Source organism: Haloarcula sp. CBA1129 (assembly GCF_008729015.1).
Classification (GTDB): Archaea; Halobacteriota; Halobacteria; order Halobacteriales; family Haloarculaceae; genus Haloarcula.
Map to the genome: position 1 here is coordinate 16,583 of NZ_RKSM01000001.1, position 19,693 is coordinate 36,275.

A 19,693-nucleotide genomic window follows, 5' to 3' on the forward strand; every position below is an offset into this window, starting at 1 on the left:
TCGTTTCGCCCCCATCTCATGAAAAACTCCGGGTCGTGTCACCGTCCGACGAACTCCGGCCGGCGGTCGGTCAGAAACGCCTCGACGCCCTCCTCGTGGTCGGCCGTCTCGAAGACGATGCCCTGCGCCGTCGCCTCGTCGCGCTGGGCGCGGTCGAAAGACTTCTCCAGCCCGTCCTGCAGCAGTCGTTTCGAGTGCCGGAGGGCGACGGTCGGGCCATCGGCGATGCGGCTGACGGTCGCTTCGACTTCGGATTCGAACGCCTCGGCGTCGTAGACGTGATTGAACAGACCCAGCTCCGCGGCTCGCTCTGCGTCGAGAATCTCGCCGGTGAACACGAGCTCTTTCGCGACGTTCGTCCCGACGATTCGTGGGAGCAGATACGAGGTGCCGGCGTCGACGCCGAGGCCGACCTGCCGGAACACGAAGCCGATGCTGGCCGACTCGCTCGCCAGTTGGATGTCACAGGCGATAGCGAGGTTTGCGCCGGCCCCGACGGCCGACCCGTCGACCTTTGCGACGGTTGGGACCGGCAGCGCGACGACTCTGGCGATGGTGTCTCGGGTCCGGCGGGCTAGTTCCCTGACGGCGTCGTCGGTCGGGTCGTCGTTCGTGAGCCGCTCGCTCATCCCTTCGATGTCACCGCCGGCCGAGAACGACTCGCCGCTACCCTCGATGACGACACACCGAATATCGGACTCGGTTTCGATGGTGTCGAGATGGCGCTCCAGCCCGTCATAGACGGGTTGTGTGAGCGCGTTCCGCGTGTCTGGTTCGTTCAGCGTCAGCGTGGCGATGCCGTCGTCGATGGAGAGGAGTACAGACTCGCTCACCGGATATCACTCCGTCGTAGCTGCATGGGGCCGCTTCACACGGTTCCGGTATAAATTTACCGCTGGTTCACAGTTTCAGCGAACGTCGGCTACGTACTGAGCTTGCCAAGCCAGCGGCCACCGCAGCTACAGGGCTAGTTTTAACATATCGGTGTGTGTTGACACGGAGTATGCCTGGTGGTGCACCACTCAACCTCCGGTCGTTCCTGTGGCGTGGCGAGAACGTGTTCCCTGACAGCGAGATCGTCTCGCGGACACATCAAGGGATTCACCGGTACACGATAGCGGAGTACGCCCAGCGCGTACGAAAGCTGGCCTCGGCGCTTGAGCAGGCCGGTATCGAACGCGGCGACAGGGTCGGGACGTTCGCTTGGAACAACCACTGGCATCAGGAGGCCTACTACGGGGTCGCCTGTATGGGCGCGCAGGTCCACATGATCAACCTCCTCCTGCCCGACGAGCATATCCGGCACATCGTGGCCGACGCCGAGGACGAGATTCTCATCGTCGACCCCGTCATGCTGGAGAAACTCGAAACGGCCTACGACGAGGAGGCCTTCGCCTCTGTCGAGCAGTACATCGTGATGGGCGACAGCGTCCCCGACACGTCGCTGGAACCGGTCGTCGACTACGAATCGTTCATCGCCGACGGCGACCCCGACTACTCCTTCCCGCAACTGCCCGAGGACCAGCCGGCGGGGATGTGCTACACCTCGGGAACGACAGGTAAGCCGAAAGGCGTCGAGTACACCCAGAAGATGTACTGGACACAGGTCATGTCGCTGATGACCAGTCAGGCCGGCATCAAGACCGACGACGTGGAGCTGACCTACGTCCCGATGTTCCACGTCAGCGGCTGGTGTCGCCCGTTCACGACCATCGCCGCTGGAGCCAAGACGGTCCTCCCCGGGCCGAACCCGTCAGCCGAGGACCTAGCGAAGCTGATCGAGGAAGAGGACGTGACCGTCTCCGCGGCGGTCCCGACCGTCTTCATGGACCTGCTAGAGTACGCCCGTGATACCGACGTGGACTTCTCGTCGGTCCGGTACTTCACCAGCGGTGGCTCCGCGACACCGCGGTCGCTGATGGAGGATTACAAGCAGGAGTTCGACGTGGACCTCATCTCCGGCTACGGCATGACCGAAACGTCACCGGTCACGCACGCCTACGAGCCAAAACCCGGGATGGCGGACCTTCCCGAAGAGGAACTGTTCGACCTGCGGAGCCACTCCGCGGGCCTGCCGATTGCCGGTCTGGAGTTCAAAGTCGTCAACACCGACGGCGAGGAAGTGCCTTGGGACGGCGAGTCGCTGGGCGAACTCTGGATGCGTGGGCCGTGGGTCACACAGGAGTACTACAACGCTCCTGATGCGACCGAACAGGCCGTCACCGACGACGGCTGGTTCAAGACCGGTGACATCGTCCGGGTGAGTCCGGAGGGGTACGTCGACGTGGTCGACCGGATGGACGACCTCGTCAAGAGCGGCGGCGAGTGGATAGCAAGCGTCGAGGTCGAGAACGCGGTTATGGGCCACGACGAGGTGGTCGAAGCCGCTGTCGTCCCTGTCCCGCACGAACGTTGGGACGAACGCCCTGCCGCGTTCGTCGTCACACGCGATGCTGTGGCCGACGAAGCCGCGTTGCGCCAAGAAATCAAAGACCTCGTCGCCGAGTCGTACCCGTCGTGGTGGGTCCCCGACGCCATCCGTCTTGTCGACGGGATTCCCAAGGGTGCGACCGGGAAGTTCTCCAAGCAGACGCTCCGTGACGAGTACGTCGACGAGTCCATCATCGAGACTGTCGCCGAGAACGCACCGGCGACCTAAGCTGACCGGAGCGTGGCGGTTTTTCCGGCTGTCAGGCACGGTATCGCGGCAGCGTTCCCAATACGTGCGACCATCGCTATCGACCCAGCCACGCCAAGTCCAGTCGCGGATAAGTATTTATGATAGCTCTGTGACTGTTGTTGTATGCGAGCCGCTGTCATTGAGGAGCACGGCGAACCGCTTACGATTCAGGACGTGCCCTATCCGGAACCCCAGCCGGATCAGGTCGTCATCGAGACAGAAGCCTGCGGGGTCTGCCGGAGTGACTGGCACGCTTGGCAGGGGGACTGGGAGTGGTTCGGCATCCAGACCGGTCCCGGTCAGATTCTGGGCCACGAGCCGGCCGGTGTCGTCGCCGATGTGGGCGCGGACGTCGAACAGTTCTCCGAGGGAGACCGCGTCACGGTCCCGTTCCACCTCGGCGACGGGTCGTGTCAGTACTGCCAGCGCGGGCACGCGAACATCTGCGAGACATCGATGCCGCTTGGATTCCTCGACGCCGCGCCGGGGGCGTTCGCCGAGGCGTTCCCCGTCCGCGAGGCGGATTTCAACTGCGTCACACTACCGGACGCCGTCGACTTCACCGAGATGGCCGGCCTCGGCTGTCGGTTCATGACGGCGTACCACGCGCTGACCGACCGGGCGGACCTCAGGCCGGGCGACGCCGTCGCGATTCACGGCTGTGGCGGCGTCGGGCTATCGGCGGTCCACATCGCCGATGCGCTCGGGGCCGAACCGATTGCGGTCGACGTGCAGGAGGGCAAACTCGACCGGGCGCGGGAGCTCGGCGCGGCGACGACAATCAACGCCGCCGAGACGGACAACGTCCCCGGCGAGGTCCATGCTGTCACGGACGGCGGGGCCGACGTGGCACTCGACGCGCTGGGTATCGCCGAGACGTGTCGCAACGCCGTGCAGTCGCTGGGCAAGCAGGGGACCCACGTCCAAGTCGGCCTCACCACCGACGCAGAGGCTGGAGAGATCTCCCTGCCGGTGGACACGATGACGCTTCAGGAGATCGATTTCCACGGCTCCTACGGGATGCCGCCGATCCGCTACGACGAACTGTTCCGGCTCATCGACGCCGGGACGCTCGACCCCTCGAAGATCGTCGGGGAGACGCTCGCCCTCGATGCCGTGCCGGACACGCTTGCCTCGATGGGCGAGTACGAGACGGTCGGTATCCCCGTCATCGACGAGTTCTGAGGCAGTACGGGGCTGGCACCGTCGAGGATTCCTGAGATGTGCGGACAGCTCAGAGCAGCTGGTAGTCGCGTTCCTCGTGCTGGACGGAGATCCACTTGGTCTCGGTCAGTTCGTCCATGATCCACTCGCCGTTGTACCGGCCGATTCCGGAGTTTTTCATCCCACCGAAGGGAGCGTTGGGTTCGTCCTGAATCGGGTGGTCGTTGACGTGGACCATCCCGGCGTCGATCTGGTCGGCGATGGACCGACCGTGTTCGATGTCGCCGCTGAACACACTGGCGGCGAGGCCGTACTCGGTGTCGTTGGCGAGTTCGACGGCTTCCTCGTCGGACCCGAACGGAATGACCGGTGCAACAGGACCGAAGTGTTCGTTACACGCCGCAGACATATCGTTGGTACACTCCGAGAGGACGGTCGGTTCGAGGAACAGGTCCTCGGCCTCGCCGCCCGTTTCCAGCGTCGCGCCGGCGTCGACGGTCTGCTCGATGAACGAGGTAAGTTGCTCGACCTGACTCTCGTTGATAATCGGGCCGAACTCCACATCATCGTCAAGCGGGTTCCCGATGGTCAGCGACTCCGCGTGTTCGACGAGCTTCTCGACGTATTCGTCGTAGACGTCCTCGTGGACGAGATGGCGATTAATCGAGATACACACCTGTCCCTGATGGCCGAACGCGCCGACGGAGCCGGCCTTTGCGGCTGCTTCGATATCGGCGTCCTCGGTGACGACGAACGGTCCGTTCCCGCCGAGTTCAAGCGCCGGCAGGGCGAGTGCGTTTCCGGCCTGACTGGCCACGGACCTGCCGACTGCCGTCGACCCGGTGAACGACATCACGCGAGCGATTGGGTGGCCGGCCATCCGGTCACCGATGTCGGAGCCATGGCCCGTCACGACGTTGACGACGCCGTCCGGGAGGCCGGCCTCCTCGGCGATGTCGGCCAGCAGGAGCCCGCCGGTAATCGGCGTGTCCGTCGCGGGCTTGATGACGACGGTGTTCCCGAGCGCGAGCGCGGGCCCGAGCGCCCGCGTGGTGAGGTGCAGCGGGAAGTTCCACGGCGAGATAATCCCGACGACGCCGGCAGGTTCGCGAACGATGTGATGGTCCTTGTCCTCGTGATACATCGAATCGCGGACCTCCTCTTCCGGCGGAATCATCTCCAGCGCGCTCTGGAAGTCCGCCATCGCGAAGTTGGCCTCGGCAGTTGCCTTGGCCTGAACACTGCCGGACTCCGTCGCAAGCAGTTCGACGATTTCGTCGAGTCGGTCCTGCATTACCGCAATCATCGACTGGACGTACTCGTTGCGCTCCTCGCGCGACAGCGCCGCCCAGTCGGACTGGGCCGCTTCGGCGGCCTGATAGGCATCGTCGACATCCCCCTCCGTCCCGGCGGGGACCGCCGCGATCTCCTCCCCTGTCGCAGGGTTCGTCACGGGAATCGTATCAGGCGTTCCGGCGTCGCGCCATGCACCGTCGATGTACAGCCGGCTCCACGCCGTCTGGCTATCTGGTTGCGACATTCTATGCTAGCGACAGCGCCACGGACTTTTATCCCTTTGGCACCGGGCAAACGCTTAATTGAACCCCGGCCACAGATCCTATATGATCGATTACCTCGGTCTCGAAAGCGACCTCGGCGAGGAAGAGCGGATGGTCCGGGACACAGCCCGGGACTTCGTCGAGAACGAAGTCAAGCCGGATGTCGGACAGCACTGGATCGACGGGACGTTCCCGACAGACCTCATCACAGAGATGGGCGAACTCGGGTTCTACGCGCCGAACCTCGATGGGTACGGACTGCCGGGACTCAGCGAGAAAGCCTACGGCCTTTTGTTGCAGGAACTGGAGGCCGGCGACAGCGGCCTGCGCTCGATGGCCAGCGTACAGGGCGCGCTCGTCATGTACCCGATTCACGCCTACGGTAGCGATGCCCAGAAAGAGGAGTGGCTGCCGGCACTGGGCAGCGGCGAGCGAGTTGGCTGTTTCGGCCTGACCGAGCCCGAACACGGGTCGAACCCGTCGGCGATGGAGACGACGGCCGAGCGCGACGCCGACGGCTACGTCCTGAACGGCTCGAAGACGTGGATCACGAACGCGCCCATCAGCGACCTCGCAGTGGTCTGGGCGAAAGTCACCTCCGCCGACGGCGACCCGGTTCGGGGCTTCTTGGTCGAGACTGACCGCGACGGCGTGACGACGAACAAGATCGACGAGAAGCTCTCGCTGCGCGCGTCGATTACGGGCGAGATCAGCCTCCAGAACGCCCGCGTTCCGGAGGAGAACGTCCTGCCGGGCGTCGAGGGAATGAAGGGGCCGCTGTCCTGTCTCACGCAGGCCCGCTACGGCATCGCTTGGGGGACGGTCGGGGCCGCCATGGACTGTTTCGAGACCGCCCACGAATACGCCACTGACCGCGAGCAGTTCGGGAAGCCCATCGCCGGCTACCAGCTCCAGCAGGAGAAACTCGCAGAGATGGCGACCCAGATATCGCTGGGCCAGTTGCTCGCCCACCGGCTCGCTGACCTGAAGGAACGCGGAGACCTCCGCCCGGAACAGGTGTCGATGGCCAAGCGCAACAACGCTCGGATGGCCCGCGAGCAGTCACGGGTGGCCCGCGAGATGCTCGGCGGCAACGGCATTACGGCCGACTACTCCCCGATGCGGCACCTGACGAACCTCGAAACCGTCTATACCTACGAGGGGACGCACGACATCCACTCGCTCATCATCGGGCACGACCTGACCGGTATCCCGGCCTTCGAGTAGGACGGCCGTTCGACGCGATATACGGAACGACTTCGCCGACGTGCAACCGCTCTTCTCAATCGTACGTGAGGTCGATCTTCAGCTCGCTGGCCTTCTGTTCCAGCAGATTGGGGTACGTCGATTCGATGTCGTCCCGGCTCACCCGGCCGCTCGGTCCGAAGACGCTCAACGCGCCGATGAGGTCGTCCTCGTGGTTGTACACCGGCACGCCCGCCGCGCGCAGGCCGTCCATGTGTTCGGATATGTTGGTCGCATAGCCCTGCTCACGGACCTGTTCGAGTTCCTCGAACAGCGCGTCCCGGTCGGTAATCGTGTTCTCCGTCAGCCTGTCAAGTGCAGTGGTTTCGGTGAACTCTTCGACGCGTTCGTCAGACCACTCCGCGATGATGGCTTTCCCCGCGGCGAGCGCGTGCAGCGGCCGGCGTTTGCCGATCATCGTGTCGCTCTGCAGCGGATTCCGGCCGCCGGCTCGGTGGAGATACACGCCCTCGAACCCCTCCTCGACCAGAAACAGCGCCCGTTCGTCAGTCTCTATCGCTAATTCGATGACTTTCTGCTTGGCGACGATATAGCCCGGTCGTCGTATCCGCGGCGGTTCGCTGAGCTGCAGAAACCGCAGCGAGAGTCGGTACTCGCCGTTCTCCTCGACGAGATAGTCCATGTCGTGTAACGTTTTGAGATGTCGATACACTGTGCTCTTGGCCAGACCTGTCTCCGCTCGAATGTCCGCGATTGTCGCGCCCCCCGCGTCCCGAACCAGCGCCAGAATCTCGAACGATGTCCGAGTTGTCGATACACCGGACGTTTCGTTCTTGTTTTCGAGCATACGGAGTTGTGACCGCTTAGTGACATCAACGTTTCGCATAATCGACCATGATAGTCTGGCAGCTCGAATGCGGTCAGTCGCCCTCCCTTGCTTGATCTCACAGCCGGACCTAACCTCTATTATGCAGCCGGGCTCAAGACGAATTATGCCACGGCTCAGCGCAGACGACATCGAACAGCTCCGGGCCCAGTTCGACCGACAGCTCGACGTCGGACTGCACCACGGCGCACAGCTCGCGGTGTACGTCGACGGCGATCTCGTCGTCGATTTCGCCGGCGGCTCCACGGGTCCCGACGGCGACGACACGACGCCCGAGACGCGCCACGTGCTGTTTTCCTGTACGAAGCCGTTCGCCGGCGTCGGCCTACACCAGCTCGTCGAACAGGGCGAACTCGACTACGACGACCGAGTGGTCGAGCACTGGCCGGAATTCGCCGACGACGGAACGCAGAAAGCATCGATCACAGTCCGGCCGGTGCTCAGCCACACTGCCGGTATCCCCTTCGGTGAGTTCGACGAACAGTACGAAAGCTGGGGCGACTGGGACGCCGTCGTCGCGGCGATGGAAGACATCGACCCCGTGTTCGAGCCCGGAACGACACCGGCGTATCACGCCATCAACTACGGCTGGCTGGTCGGTGAACTCATCCGACGGTGTAGCGGCCAGCCGGTCGAGGAGTACGTCGCGGAGAACGTGTTCGAGCCGCTGGGGATGGACGATACCGGTATCGGTCTGCGGGACGACGAGCCCGACGACGTGGCGACGCTGGCCGGCTACGAAGCGTTCGAGCGGTGTCACGATATCGACGAGGGGCTCGATGATCCTGCTGGGTCCGCTGCGGCGTTCAACCGGGAAGCGATGCGCCGGACGGTGATTCCCGCGGCCAACGGCATCGGCACCGCCCGGGACATGGCCCGGTTCTACGCCTGTCTCGCAAACGGCGGATCACTGGACGGAACGCAGCTGCTGACCGAAGCGACCGTCGACGAAGCGACGACGACCCACGCCGAAACCGAGTCCGACGGCACGCTGTCGCGCCCGGCCCGCTACGGGCTTGGGGTCTGGACCGGCGGGCTGGCCGCCGACATGTTCGGGGCCGCGAGCCGCGAGCGCATGTTCGGCCACGCCGGTCTCGGGAGTTCGTTCGGCTGGGCCGACCCCGACCTGAACGTCGGGTTCGCGCTCGTCACGAACGGGATCCGCGACGAGTCGTTCGAACACGCCGCTCGCGTCGGCCAGCTTTCCGACGCTGTTCGGCTGCTGTTACAGGACTGACCGCGCCGGTTTGGGGCTGCCGTCGTAAGCATTTCCGACTGTCAGAGCCGACGTTCGTGTCCCCGGCCACGATAGGGCTGGGCGGCCCCGGTTTTTGTATGACTCGCGCCTCATCCTCCGATATGAACTTCCCCGACCGAGGCGACGTGGACCATCTCATTGACCCACAGCCGCTGCCGGCGTTCGCTCGCGTCCAGTACGAGCCGGAGACGGCCGCCGTCGACGACCCGTCGGCCGCGGCGCGGGCTGAACTCGACCGGCTCGACTTCGATGGGGTGGAACCCGGTGCGACTGTCGCCGTCGCCGTCGGCAGCCGCGGCATCCACTGCATCGACGACATCGTGGCAGCCGTCGTTGAAGCTGTTCGCGACCGGGGCTTCGAGCCAGTCGTCGTCCCGGCGATGGGGAGCCACGGTGGTGCGACACCGGCGGGCCAGCGCGAAGTCTTGGAGAGCCTCGGGATCACGGAAGCACGTCTCGATACCCACATCGACGCACGGATGGACACTGCACAGGTCGACACGGTAACCGTCGGTGACACCGAGCTCCCGGTCCACGTCTCGGCGGCAGCACAGGCGGCAGATGCCGTGGTCGTAGTGAATCGGGTGAAGCCTCATACCAACTACAGCGGTCGCATCGAGAGCGGTCTGACGAAGATGACTGTCGTCGGGCTGGGCAAGCAACACGGCGCGAAGGCGTTCCACTCGACAGCGATCAAGGAGGGCTACGTCGAGACACTCGAGGCCGCGCTCCCGGTCGTCGAGTCGGCGCTGCCGCTGGTCGGCGGCGTGGCGCTGGTCGAAAACTTCCACGAGGAGACGGCCCACGTCGAAGCGATTCCGGCGGGCTCGTTCACCGACCGCGAGCCCGCACTGCTGGAGCGGGCCTACGGCGAGATGGCGACGCTTCCGGTCGACGATATCGACCTGCTTGTCGTTGACGAACTCGGCAAGGACGTCTCCGGCGCGGGGATGGACACGAACGTCATCGGCCGCTACCGCGTCCTCAACGCACCGGACCCCGACGAGCCCGCGATCAAGCTGCTGTACGCCCGCGGGCTTACCGAGGCGACGAAGGGCAACGGCACCGGCATCGGGCTGGCCGACATCACCCGCCGGGCCGCCGTTGACCAGCTGGACCTCCAGAAGACGTACGCGAACGCGCTCACAAGCGGGTCGACGGCGAAGGCGAAGCTCCCGCTTGTCGCACCGGACGACGAGTTTGCCATCCGGACAGCGCTGTCCGCACTCGGTGGCTACGACCCCGACACCGTCCGAATCGTCTGGATACAGAACACGCAGGATCTGTCCGAACTGCACGTCTCCGAGCCGCTCGTCGCGGACCTGCCGGCCGCCGCCGAAGTCACCGGCCGCGAATCGCTTTCGTTCACCGACGGCACAGCGTCGTTCACCCGGGACTGAGGTTCGAGCGACGACACTCGTTTGCCCAAACAATTTCTAACAACTGTACATTCGTTTCTCTGCCCAGAACATGTTAGATGGATATATGCTTTCACATGTGTTTCGGTCCATATCAGCAGGGCCCTGAACGTAGGCGGAAGCGGAGATAGAAAACCCAATTAGGAACAGCCGAATTTTTCGAGAGTATACGGAGCCCTGTATCAGTGGCTCCAGAACTAGATAACGATATATAATTCCAGTCCTCCAGATATCTCTCCCAAATAGGAGGATATATGTATACAAATACAAATATCTGTCAAAAGTTATCCAATTATACTGATAAATCTCCGAGTCATGGTTACAAACAGGCCATTCGGGGACTGTTGTACACAGTTCTCCCGGACTCTCTCGCGAACCTGCTAGACCGATCGCTGTGTCTGTCACACCGACCGTTGGGCCGTCGCTGTGTCTGTGAGTTGTTCGGCGACGACCTCGATGGGATGGGGCGGAATCTCCTCGACGCCGTCGCGGTCGCCCAACTGCGAGCGGCAGGACCCGCCCGGCGCGACGACGCGGTCGCCATCGCTCTCGTCGACTTTGTCGAACAGCAGTCGCCCGATAGTTTTCGAGAGGTCGTAGTGCTCGTCGTGGTACCCGAAGCTGCCGGCCATGCCACAGCACGTCGAGTCCAGCGGGTCGACGTCGTAGCCGACGCGGCGCATGACGCCGACAGCGTGGTGGTCCTTGTTGGTCCCTTTCTGGTTGCAGTGGCCGTGATAGCTGACTGACCCGGCAGTCCCGAGTGACCTGTCTTCGACCGGCAGCGCGTCGTCGAGCCGGAACGTATCGAGGTACTCCAGCACGCCGTAGGCGCTGTCGGCCACCTGCGAGACCGCAGGGCCATCGAGCAGGTCGCGGTATTCGTCCTGAAACATCACGGCGTCGGAGGGCTCGACGAACACGACGTCCCACCCCTCCGCGACCCGGTCCGACAGACGGGTCGTGTTCGTTTCGGCCCGTTCGCGCGCGAGATCCAGCATCCCGGTGGAGTACGCCGCTCGCCCCGACGGCGCGGTGTCGTCCGCGATGGTGACGTGAACGCCCGCGGCTTCGAGCGTTTCGATGGCGGCCTTACCGGCAGCCGGGTACGAGTAGTTCGTGTACGTGTCGGGAAACAGCAGGACTTTCCGGTCGGCCTCGGCCTGTGAGACGGTCGAGCCCCCGCGGGCGTCGAACCAGTCCTGCAGCGTCTCGCGACGGAAGGGAGGGAGGTCGCGCTCCGGCGCGATGCCGAACAGTTTCTGCATGACGACACGCGCGCCCGGAATAGCTGTTGCCCAGTTCGAGACTGGGGCCAGCGCTGATCCAATCTTCGAGGCCGTATCGATGTTGGCGAACAGGCGCTCCCGGCGGCTGGCTCCCTCCGCCTCGTGGTGCTGGTGTTTCAGTTCGGTCTTGAGTTTCGCCATGTCGACACCGGTCGGGCAGTCGCTCTTGCAGCCCTTGCAGCCGACACAGAGGTCGAGCACTTCCTCCTGAAAGCGGTCGGAGTGCATCTCATCTTCGTCTAAGTCGCCGCTGATGGCCGACCGGAGGAGGTTCGCACGGCCCCGCGTTGTCTGGACCTCTTCTTCCGAGGCGCGGTAGGTAGGACACATGACGTCCCCGTCGGTCTGGCGGCAGGTTCCACAGCCGTTACACAGTTCGACGAGCTCCGAGAAGCCGCCCTCGTCCTCGAAATCGAGCGTCGTCTGTGGCTCCAAGGACTGGTAGTCCGGGCCATAGCGGAGGTTCTCGCGCATGTCCGCGCCGACGCCGCGGTCGGCGTCAGGGCCGATATCCGCCGGCCCCTCGCGGTAGACGACGTTACCCGGGTGCATCCACCACTGCGGGTCGAAGGCTGTCTTGACCTCCTTGAACGCGTCCCAGAGCGTCTCGCCATACATCTTGGGAGTGAACTCCGTCCGGGCCATCCCGTCGCCGTGCTCGCCAGAGAACGACCCGTTGTGTTCCAGCACGAGGTCGGTCACGTCGTCGGTGATAGAGTGCATGTCCTCGATGCCCGACATCTCTTTCAGATTGAGAATCGGGCGGATATGCAGCGTCCCGGAACCGGCGTGAGCGAAGTACGCGGCGGACGTGTCGTGGTCGGCCAGCACGTCCTCGAACTTGTCGACGTACTCGGCCAGTTCGGCGGGCGGAACCGTCGCGTCCTCGATAAACGGGTACGGCTTGGGATCGCCGTCCATTGACATCAGGAGCGGAATCGCCGCTTTGCGGAGCTTCCAGAGGTCGGCTTGGTCGGCCTCGGTGTAGGCCTCGACCACGTCGAAGGCTTCCCCGTCGTCGACGAACCGCTCGGTGGTCCGCGCGATGGCCGCCTCGAAGTCGTCGTGCAGTTCCGAGTCGTATTCCAGCATCAGCGCGGCCGCCGCCCGCTCTGGAATCGGGTCGACGTACTCGGCGTAGCCGTCGGAGCCGGCCGCCAGCCTGAACACCTCGTCGTCCATCAGTTCGACGGCGCTGACGTCGTAGTCGAGCGCGACCGGGACGGCCTTCATCGCGTCCGCGAGCGTGTCGAAGCAGTACAGCGCCAGCGCGGTCTCCTCGGGGACGGTCACGAGCGAGAGCTCGGCCTCGACGATGACGCCCAGCGTTCCCTCGCTGCCGACGAACAGTTTCGCGAGGTTCAGCACCCGCTCGCCGTCGTCGTTCTCGTAGACGACGCGGTCGAGATTGTAGCCCGACACCCGGCGCTTGAGGTCCGGATACCGCGCTTCGATCTCGTCGGCGTTCTCCTCGACGACTTCGCGGACCGTCCGATAGATCTCGGCTTCGCGGTCGTCCTTGCCCACGATGTCGTCCCACTCCGGCGAGTCGATGACGACCTCGCGGGCGTGGATGAGCGAGCCGTCCGAGAGGACGGCCTTCACCGCGTCGGTGTAGGCGTCGGTGATGCCATACCGGACTGAGTGTGCGCCGGTGGAGTTGTTTCCGATGCCGCCGCCGACAGTGGCGCGGTTCGACGACGCCGGGTCCGGGGCGAACTTCAGGCCGTAGTCGGCTAAGGCGTCGTCTAAGTCGTCCTGCACCACCCCCGGCTGGATATGTGCGGTCTGCTCGTCCGGCCGGACATCGAGGATATCGTCCATGTGTCGGGACATATCTAGGACGACACAGCCCGGTCCGACGGTCTGTCCAGCGAGCGACGACCCGGTGCCACGGGGCAGTATCGGAACACCGTGGTTCGTTGCCACCGCGACAGCTGCCTGCACGTCGCTGACATCGGTCGGATACACGACCCCGGCCGGCTCGGCGCGGTAGATGCTCCCGTCTGTCGCGTACAGAACCCGGGCGTATTCGTCGAATTCGACCCCACCCGAGACCTGTGAACGAAGCGCCTCTGCTAGGTCCCGATACGCGTCAACGTCCGGTCGACTCAGGTCCAGTTCCTGTGCCGACCAAGTGTCTTCGACGTTTTCGATCGCCATACGAGCATTCAGAAGTAATAATCATTAAAGTCTGTGGCATGCGGTCACAATTCGCTTCGGACAGCCCACCAGCTATTTGCCTCAGGGCAGTGGAAGCGATGCATGGGCAACGCAAGCATACTCCACATGTGCCTGAACGTGGCCGACGCCACAGAATCGATCGCGTTCTACGAACAGTTCGGCTTCGAGGAGTCTTGGCAGTTCACCACGCCGGACGGCGAGACGACCAACTACTACGTGGCCGACGACAACGGCGTCGAACTGCAACTCTCGGAGACCGAGGCCGAGACGAGTTTCGAGATGGGCAGCGGCTGGGACCACCTCGCGCTCGGCGTGGACGACGTCGACGCGACAGTCGAGCGTATCGACCACCACGGCGTCGTCAAAGAGCCGGGCCCACAGCCGGAAGCCGGCGCGTACACGGCTTTCGTCGCGGATCCCGACGGCCATCACGTCGAACTCATCGAACCGCTGGAAGACTGAACCGTTCGAAGGCTGTAGTGCTCAAAAGCTGAACCGCACCCACGGTGTTTCGAATGGCGAAATGCTGGGTCCGACCGTCAGTTCCCGACAGCCGTCGCACGCTCGACGATGTCAGCGCCGTACATCTCCTCTAGCTCTTCGTGCTGGTCCGGCCGGTGCTCGTACACGTCCTGAAACAGCGTGATGGGCGTCTGGGCGGCCTGATAGGTGGCCTCGTCCCACATCCGGTCCTTGCTGATATCCACTTCGACGCCGTCGATGACCAGCGTGGCGGCCTGAGTCATCGCGATGGCTCCCTTACCGGCCTCCTTGGCGGCCTCGAACTCCTCCATCGAGTCGACGATGTCGTTCATGCTGGGGATGTACGCGGTCCTGTCGAGCAGTTCCTCGGTGAGTTCACCCTCGTCGAGTTCAAGTCGCTCACCGCCTGCCTCCAGAACGTAGCCGCCCTCGCCGTCCGCCGAAAGTGAGAGGTCGTCGCCGTCGTACACCTGCGTGCCGTCTTCCTGTTCGAGTTCGACCTCTTGGCCGCCGACTTCGAGCAGCCAGCTACCGGTTTTGGGCGGGAGCGGGGCCGTGTTCGCCTCGACGACCTGACCTGGCGTCAGCGACCAGATGCCGGTCATCCCCTTCGCGCGGTTGTCCTGCATCCGTTCGCGGTACCCCGCCACGTCGCGGATGTCGTCGTAAGGGCCGTCGACGGCGATGAGGCCCGCGGCGCTGGCTCCCCGGGAGGTGTTGTGCCGCAGTTCGGGCCACGGCGGGAGTTCGCCGGTGGGGGTCATCGCGCGCATGTCCTTCGTGTAGTCGACTTCGCCGTCGACCAGCAGGAACATGCGTTCGAGGTTGTTCGAAGGCTTGCCCATCTCGTCTCGCAGGTCGCCCATCGCCAGTTCGGCCTCGCCGCTCTCGACGATAACCGACATCGAGAGGCTCCCCTCTTCGAGCCCATGCTCGTGCTCGATGATGGTGAAGAACTCATCGGCCTTCTTCCAGTCGTCGATGTCGCCGACCTCCGGGATGACGAACCCGTCGATGTGTTCAACAGCGCCGTTGTCGGGGTCTGTGATTTCCAGCATCTGCTGGAACCCCTGATACCGGGTCGTCGGCGACTCGCGGTGCCAGACGACGCGCGGGTGGATCTCGCCGGGGAACTCAGCGCCCTGTTCGGCGACGACTTCGATGATGTTCTCGACGCCCTCCTCGCGCATGTTCGGTGCGGTCGCGTCCTCGTTGTCCGGGACCCAGACGTCCGGGGCCTGCAGGCCACGGAGTTGGCCCGCGCTTCGCAGCATCTTCGCGGAGTCCTCTTCCCCGTCGACGGCTGTCGGGGAGGTAAAGAACGTTCTGACGAACTCGCGGTCGTAGTGTCGCGTCACACTCATAACTCACCTCAAAAATCCCGACGGAACCGCTTAAATCTACCGTCCACTGGCGACTGAAACCTCACTTAGGACTGTCGTCCTACCGTTTTTCGGGAAATTCGAAATCACGAAATATTCTCACTATATAACCTTTCACTCCCTGCTCACCCAGCCTCCAAAGCGGTCGGCGGCACGTAACTGGTCTCTCGGTCTCCTGTGGCTGTTCGGTCGCCACGTCACAGCGATACCGACGACTTCGGTCGCTGCTATCGCATCACTGGAGCCGGTCTTCCGTTTCGTCATTTCGAACGCTTGTGCCACCGAGGAGCTGTGTGACGCCCATGTCTCAGTATGCTCAGTCCCGGAAGCCAACGCAGAGCGGTTGTCACAGCCGATACGGCAATTTTATTCGAGCGGCACCAGAACTGGTGTCTAATGACACGGGCAAAAACGGACTCGGTCCGGGCGACGCAGACCTCGCTGGCAATACTCTCAGGAATCAAAGACCTCGGTGGGAGCGCCACGCTGGTCGAACTCGCTGACTCGCTGGAGCCGGCCAAGAGCACGATATACAAACATCTGGTAACGCTGGAAGACGAGGGGTTGGTCGTGGAACGGGACGGCGAGTACCACATCGGGCTCCGATGGCTGGAGTTCGGCGGCATCGCACAGCGATATGACGGCATCTACGAAGTGGCAAAGCCCGAAGTCAGACGGATGGCCGTCGAGACCGGCGAACTGGCGAACCTGATGATCGAAGAGCAGGGCTATGGCATCTACATCCATACGACCAGCGGCGATCAGGCGGTCGCGCTCGATACGCGCCTCGGGAAACGCATCCACCTCCACAAGACCGCTATCGGCAAAGCGCTTCTGTCGAGTTTCGACGACGACCGGGTCGCGGAAATCATCGAGGCCCGCGGGCTCCCGGCTGAGACGGAACACACCATCACAGACCGCGAGACGCTGTTTACGGAACTGGAGACCATTCGAGAACGGGGCGTCGCCGACGATACCGAGGAGCGGGTCGACGGGACCGGCTGCGTCGGGGTCCCTATCGACACCGGCGACCGCCGCGAGGCCGCCATCAGCATCACCGCACCCATCAACCGGTTGCAATCACCGGGCCGCAAAGCACACCTCATCGATACGGTGCAACAGGCTGCCAACGTCATCGAGGTCAACTTGGCCCACGAATAACGACGCTGTCTGTTGTCTCGACGGATCTACCGAGTTCTGTCGTCTGCTGACCGGTACCGGGGAAGAATCTAATACCAGTACAGTTGTTATTCGATGACCGAGTAGCCGCTACCCGTAGTGGACAAGTCAGACTGTTGTAGGGATACCTTGCCATTAGTAGGCCCATATACGTCATCTGAGAGGGGTATCTACTATGTTTAGTAATAACCTCTCTCATTTGGGTGTAGAAAATCAAAAAGCGGCCCCAGATATGTGAGTTGGAGTCTACATACCTATATTCTAGGCCCGCTATGCAGAAAATGGGGTTTATTTAGTTCCTTAACTCCCAGAATAGGACGCGAAAATGTATAGAGTAGAGACAAATACCGATATGTGTGTGCATATAAATACGTCCTGATGCTACCTGTACCGATCTGGATCACGAGGCGCTATCGCTGGACGGTCCCCTCGCTCCCATTAGCCGATGTTGTCCGCAGGGATGTCCCTGTGGGGGCGACAATCACCGGTAACACAGGCTCACAGCGAGGATGAGGAAGTACGTTATGAGCCCCCAGCACGCCGCGGCGACGATGACTGGACCCAGAAAGACTGCGAGTCCGCCAGCCCCTCCCACAAGCGCAATCGCCGACGCCGTCCGCACGCCGCGTCGCTCCCACAGCGACGCGACGGGTGTCTCGAGAACGAACAGCGCCTCGACACCCAGTGCGCCGGCCACGCCGACGGCCACAACGGACTTGGACCAGAGCGCCTCATGTGCACCTGTCTGCCATAGATACGCAACTAGTGCCAGTCCACAGAGCAGCGCAAACCCGGCATCGCGTCGGTAGTCGGGCACAGAGGGGGTACACGCCGTAGCCGGAAAGCGATGCTGCCGGCGACGGGACGTTCGCGGCTACCCCAAGTACAAAGACACTGTCAATCGCAGTGAACCTATGCACCATCCTGGACCGCCGCGGTTCGTGGCGACGGGTGACGAGGTCGAACTCGCGCCCCGCGACCCGGATCCGTCGGCGACCTACACTTGGCGACTAACGCAGGCACCGGAGCAATCAACAGCATCGCTCGGAAACGACCCGGTCGAACACCTCGTCCCTGACGCACCGGGGAGATACGTCGTCCGCCTCACCGCACCGGACGGCGAGCACGACCTCACTGTGCGTGCGTTCCCGGGGAGCCTCCAGCCGAGTAACACACACACATCCGGGCAATCTGGCGGTCACAGCGGCGGCGTCGCCAGCGGGCGAAGTGGTCCCGGCCGGAGCGGGAGCGGCGAGTATACACAGGGCGAGGACAGCAGCGACGGAGACGGCGGCGGCCAGCCGCGTCTGACTTTACGGCCGGCCATCGAGGGTGACGAGGCCGTGGTTCGGGCGGACTGCAGCCCTCACCCAGCGGGGACCGAGACCGCCGCCGACTTCGCCGTCGAGTTCCTGCTGGACGACCGCGACGACATCGACGAGGACGCGGTAACCCGGGACGGGACGGCGCTCCGGATTCCGCTGGCTGCACTCTCGGAGCGAGTCCGCATCCATGCTGTCGCGGTCGGGGACCACGGCTATAGCGTGCCCGACGCCGTCGAGTTCACCCGCACCGCGGGCGGCGTCGAAACGGTGACGAACGATGCAGGCGTTGCCGTTAGACGACCCTACGATGCGCCTTCGTGGGCCGAGGAGTCGGTGATCTACGAGATTTACGTCCGCACGTTCGCCGGCGATAGCGACGAATCGCCCTTTGACGCGATAATCGACCGTCTGGACTACCTCGACTCGCTCGGCGTCGACGCTATCTGGCTCACGCCGGTGTTACAGAACGACCACGCGCCCCACGGCTACAACATCACTGACTTCTTCGAAATCGCGTCTGATCTCGGCACCCGCGCGGACTACGAGCGGTTCATCGAGGCGGCCCACGACCGGGGGTTCAAGGTGCTATTCGACTTGGTCTGTAACCACTCGGCGCGGACCCACCCCTACTTCGAGTCCGCCGTCGAAGGGCCGGACAGCGAATACCGGGACTGGTACGAGTGGCGGAGCGACACCGAACCGGAGACGTACTTCGACTGGGAACACATCGCGAACTTCGACTTCGACCATCTGCCGGTCCGCCGGCACCTACTCGATGCGGTCGCCCAGTGGGCCGAACTGGTCGACGGGTTCCGATGTGACATGGCTTGGGCGGTCCCGAACAGCTTCTGGCGCGAAATCCACGATTACTGCAAGGACCGCGACAGCGAGTTCCTGTTGCTTGACGAGACGATTCCGTACATTCCCGACTTCCAGGCCGGGCTGTTCGATATGCACTTCGATTCGACGACCTACGCCGCGCTCCGACAGGTCGGGGGTGGCGGCGATGCCGAGGCTGTTCTTGACGCTATCGAGGGCCGAGCGGAAATCGGCTTCCCGGAGCACGCCTCGTTCATGCTGTACGCGGAGAACCACGACGAGACCCGCTATATCGTCGATTACGGGCGGGACGCTGCTGAGGCCGCCGCGGGCGCGCTGTTCACGCTCCCCGGCGCGCCGCTGCTGTATGCCGGCCAAGAGTTCGGCCAGCGCGGCCGGCGTGACGACCTCGCGTGGGACCATGCCGACGAGGCACTCCAGTCGTTCGTCAGTGACCTCTCGGCAGTCAGACACGAGCAGTCGGCGCTATCGGCCGATGCGGACCTCGTTCGAGTTCCGTATGAGGTTCGAGACGGCCCGTCCGACCGCGTCGTCGCGTACGCACGGACAACTACGGAGGACGCAGCCATCGTGGTGCTCAATTTCGGCAGTGAGCCGTCGACTGTCGGACTGCCGGCCGGGGCCGACGACACTGACCTCGTTTCCGGCGAGCACCGCGGGACCGCTGATGACGGTGAGGCGACTGTCACAGTCGATAGTGTGGGCGTGTTTCCGGCTACTGAGAGCGACCTGAACCAGTAGTCCGAGGGGCGGGGGCGTGTAGCATTAGCGGCCCCGTTTCCTCGGCATATGGAGTCACTCCCCCGAAGTATCACTAATTTGTCCGAACCACAGGAGTTT

14 protein-coding genes are annotated in these 19,693 nt (G+C 63.6%); 8 read left to right on the forward strand and 6 right to left on the reverse strand.

The features are described 5' to 3' along the window. Positions 1 to 38: 38 nt before the first annotated feature. On the reverse strand, positions 39 to 833 hold the full coding sequence (locus tag Har1129_RS00090; protein ID WP_151098786.1) for an enoyl-CoA hydratase/isomerase family protein: 795 nt from the start codon (positions 831 to 833) through the stop codon (positions 39 to 41). Positions 834 to 1,003: 170 nt separating this feature from the next. Between Har1129_RS00090 and Har1129_RS00095 the strand changes: the two genes are divergently transcribed. Both Har1129_RS00095 and Har1129_RS00100 read left to right on the forward strand, forming a co-directional pair. Beyond that, positions 1,004 to 2,659 (forward strand): long-chain-fatty-acid--CoA ligase, encoded by a 1,656-nt coding sequence (locus Har1129_RS00095; RefSeq protein ID WP_151098787.1) that lies wholly within the window; start codon positions 1,004 to 1,006, stop codon positions 2,657 to 2,659. A 144-nt stretch (positions 2,660 to 2,803) separates the two neighbouring features. Then, a complete protein-coding gene (locus tag Har1129_RS00100; protein WP_151098788.1) occupies positions 2,804 to 3,865 on the forward strand; it encodes a zinc-dependent alcohol dehydrogenase family protein in 1,062 nt (353 codons plus the stop codon). A gap of 49 nt (positions 3,866 to 3,914) precedes the next feature. Here Har1129_RS00100 and Har1129_RS00105 read toward each other — a convergent pair whose 3' ends face one another. Next, positions 3,915 to 5,384: an aldehyde dehydrogenase family protein gene (locus Har1129_RS00105; RefSeq protein WP_151098789.1), complete on the reverse strand. Its 1,470-nt coding sequence runs from the start codon at positions 5,382 to 5,384 to the stop codon at positions 3,915 to 3,917. An 82-nt stretch (positions 5,385 to 5,466) separates the two neighbouring features. Here Har1129_RS00105 and Har1129_RS00110 point away from each other — a divergent pair, with 82 nt between their 5' ends. After that, positions 5,467 to 6,630, forward strand: a complete 1,164-nt coding sequence (locus Har1129_RS00110) for an acyl-CoA dehydrogenase family protein (protein ID WP_151098790.1) — start codon at positions 5,467 to 5,469, stop codon at positions 6,628 to 6,630. 55 nt (positions 6,631 to 6,685) lie between these two features. Here the strand turns inward: Har1129_RS00110 and Har1129_RS00115 are convergent, their stop codons facing one another. Continuing rightward, positions 6,686 to 7,456 carry an IclR family transcriptional regulator gene (locus tag Har1129_RS00115; protein ID WP_151098791.1) on the reverse strand — a complete coding sequence of 257 codons (771 nt, stop codon included), beginning with the start codon at positions 7,454 to 7,456 and terminating at the stop codon, positions 6,686 to 6,688. 145 nt (positions 7,457 to 7,601) lie between these two features. Between Har1129_RS00115 and Har1129_RS00120 the strand changes: the two genes are divergently transcribed. Further along, positions 7,602 to 8,732, forward strand: a complete 1,131-nt coding sequence (locus Har1129_RS00120; RefSeq protein ID WP_151098792.1) for a serine hydrolase — start codon at positions 7,602 to 7,604, stop codon at positions 8,730 to 8,732. Positions 8,733 to 8,854: 122 nt separating this feature from the next. After that, positions 8,855 to 10,153 (forward strand): DUF362 domain-containing protein, encoded by a 1,299-nt coding sequence (locus Har1129_RS00125; protein ID WP_151098793.1) that lies wholly within the window; start codon positions 8,855 to 8,857, stop codon positions 10,151 to 10,153. A gap of 419 nt (positions 10,154 to 10,572) precedes the next feature. Here Har1129_RS00125 and Har1129_RS00130 read toward each other — a convergent pair whose 3' ends face one another. Then, positions 10,573 to 13,623: an FAD-binding and (Fe-S)-binding domain-containing protein gene (locus Har1129_RS00130; protein ID WP_151098794.1), complete on the reverse strand. Its 3,051-nt coding sequence runs from the start codon at positions 13,621 to 13,623 to the stop codon at positions 10,573 to 10,575. Positions 13,624 to 13,725: 102 nt separating this feature from the next. Between Har1129_RS00130 and Har1129_RS00135 the strand changes: the two genes are divergently transcribed. Beyond that, positions 13,726 to 14,106 (forward strand): VOC family protein, encoded by a 381-nt coding sequence (locus Har1129_RS00135; protein WP_151098795.1) that lies wholly within the window; start codon positions 13,726 to 13,728, stop codon positions 14,104 to 14,106. A gap of 77 nt (positions 14,107 to 14,183) precedes the next feature. Here the strand turns inward: Har1129_RS00135 and aceB are convergent, their stop codons facing one another. Further along, positions 14,184 to 15,491 (reverse strand): malate synthase AceB, encoded by a 1,308-nt coding sequence (aceB, locus tag Har1129_RS00140; protein ID WP_151098796.1) that lies wholly within the window; start codon positions 15,489 to 15,491, stop codon positions 14,184 to 14,186. Between the two features lie 414 nt (positions 15,492 to 15,905). On the opposite strand from aceB, the gene Har1129_RS00145 reads away from it, so the two are divergent. Then, complete coding sequence (locus tag Har1129_RS00145; RefSeq protein WP_151098797.1) at positions 15,906 to 16,670, forward strand: IclR family transcriptional regulator; 765 nt, start codon at positions 15,906 to 15,908, stop codon at positions 16,668 to 16,670. Positions 16,671 to 17,169: 499 nt separating this feature from the next. Here Har1129_RS00145 and Har1129_RS00150 read toward each other — a convergent pair whose 3' ends face one another. Beyond that, positions 17,170 to 17,505 carry a hypothetical protein gene (locus Har1129_RS00150; protein ID WP_151098798.1) on the reverse strand — a complete coding sequence of 112 codons (336 nt, stop codon included), beginning with the start codon at positions 17,503 to 17,505 and terminating at the stop codon, positions 17,170 to 17,172. A gap of 97 nt (positions 17,506 to 17,602) precedes the next feature. Between Har1129_RS00150 and malA the strand changes: the two genes are divergently transcribed. Further along, positions 17,603 to 19,594, forward strand: coding sequence for an alpha-amylase MalA (gene malA, locus Har1129_RS00155; protein ID WP_151098799.1), 1,992 nt, complete (start codon positions 17,603 to 17,605; stop codon positions 19,592 to 19,594). Positions 19,595 to 19,693 lie beyond the last annotated feature (99 nt).

Excerpts from the sequence above, each read along its gene's own strand:
- Har1129_RS00095 (WP_151098787.1), top strand. The coding sequence starts at position 1,004 with ATGCCTGGTGGTGCACCACTCAACCTCCGGTCGTTCCTGTGGCGTGGC.
- Har1129_RS00105 (WP_151098789.1), bottom strand. The coding sequence starts at position 5,384 with ATGTCGCAACCAGATAGCCAGACGGCGTGGAGCCGGCTGTACATCGAC.
- Har1129_RS00120 (WP_151098792.1), top strand. The coding sequence starts at position 7,602 with ATGCCACGGCTCAGCGCAGACGACATCGAACAGCTCCGGGCCCAGTTC.
- Har1129_RS00110 (WP_151098790.1), top strand. The coding sequence starts at position 5,467 with ATGATCGATTACCTCGGTCTCGAAAGCGACCTCGGCGAGGAAGAGCGG.
- Har1129_RS00130 (WP_151098794.1), bottom strand. The coding sequence starts at position 13,623 with ATGGCGATCGAAAACGTCGAAGACACTTGGTCGGCACAGGAACTGGAC.
- Har1129_RS00125 (WP_151098793.1), top strand. The coding sequence starts at position 8,855 with ATGAACTTCCCCGACCGAGGCGACGTGGACCATCTCATTGACCCACAG.
- Har1129_RS00115 (WP_151098791.1), bottom strand. The coding sequence starts at position 7,456 with ATGCTCGAAAACAAGAACGAAACGTCCGGTGTATCGACAACTCGGACA.
- malA (WP_151098799.1), top strand. The coding sequence starts at position 17,603 with ATGCACCATCCTGGACCGCCGCGGTTCGTGGCGACGGGTGACGAGGTC.
- Har1129_RS00100 (WP_151098788.1), top strand. The coding sequence starts at position 2,804 with ATGCGAGCCGCTGTCATTGAGGAGCACGGCGAACCGCTTACGATTCAG.
- Har1129_RS00145 (WP_151098797.1), top strand. The coding sequence starts at position 15,906 with ATGACACGGGCAAAAACGGACTCGGTCCGGGCGACGCAGACCTCGCTG.
- aceB (WP_151098796.1), bottom strand. The coding sequence starts at position 15,491 with ATGAGTGTGACGCGACACTACGACCGCGAGTTCGTCAGAACGTTCTTT.
- Har1129_RS00135 (WP_151098795.1), top strand. The coding sequence starts at position 13,726 with ATGGGCAACGCAAGCATACTCCACATGTGCCTGAACGTGGCCGACGCC.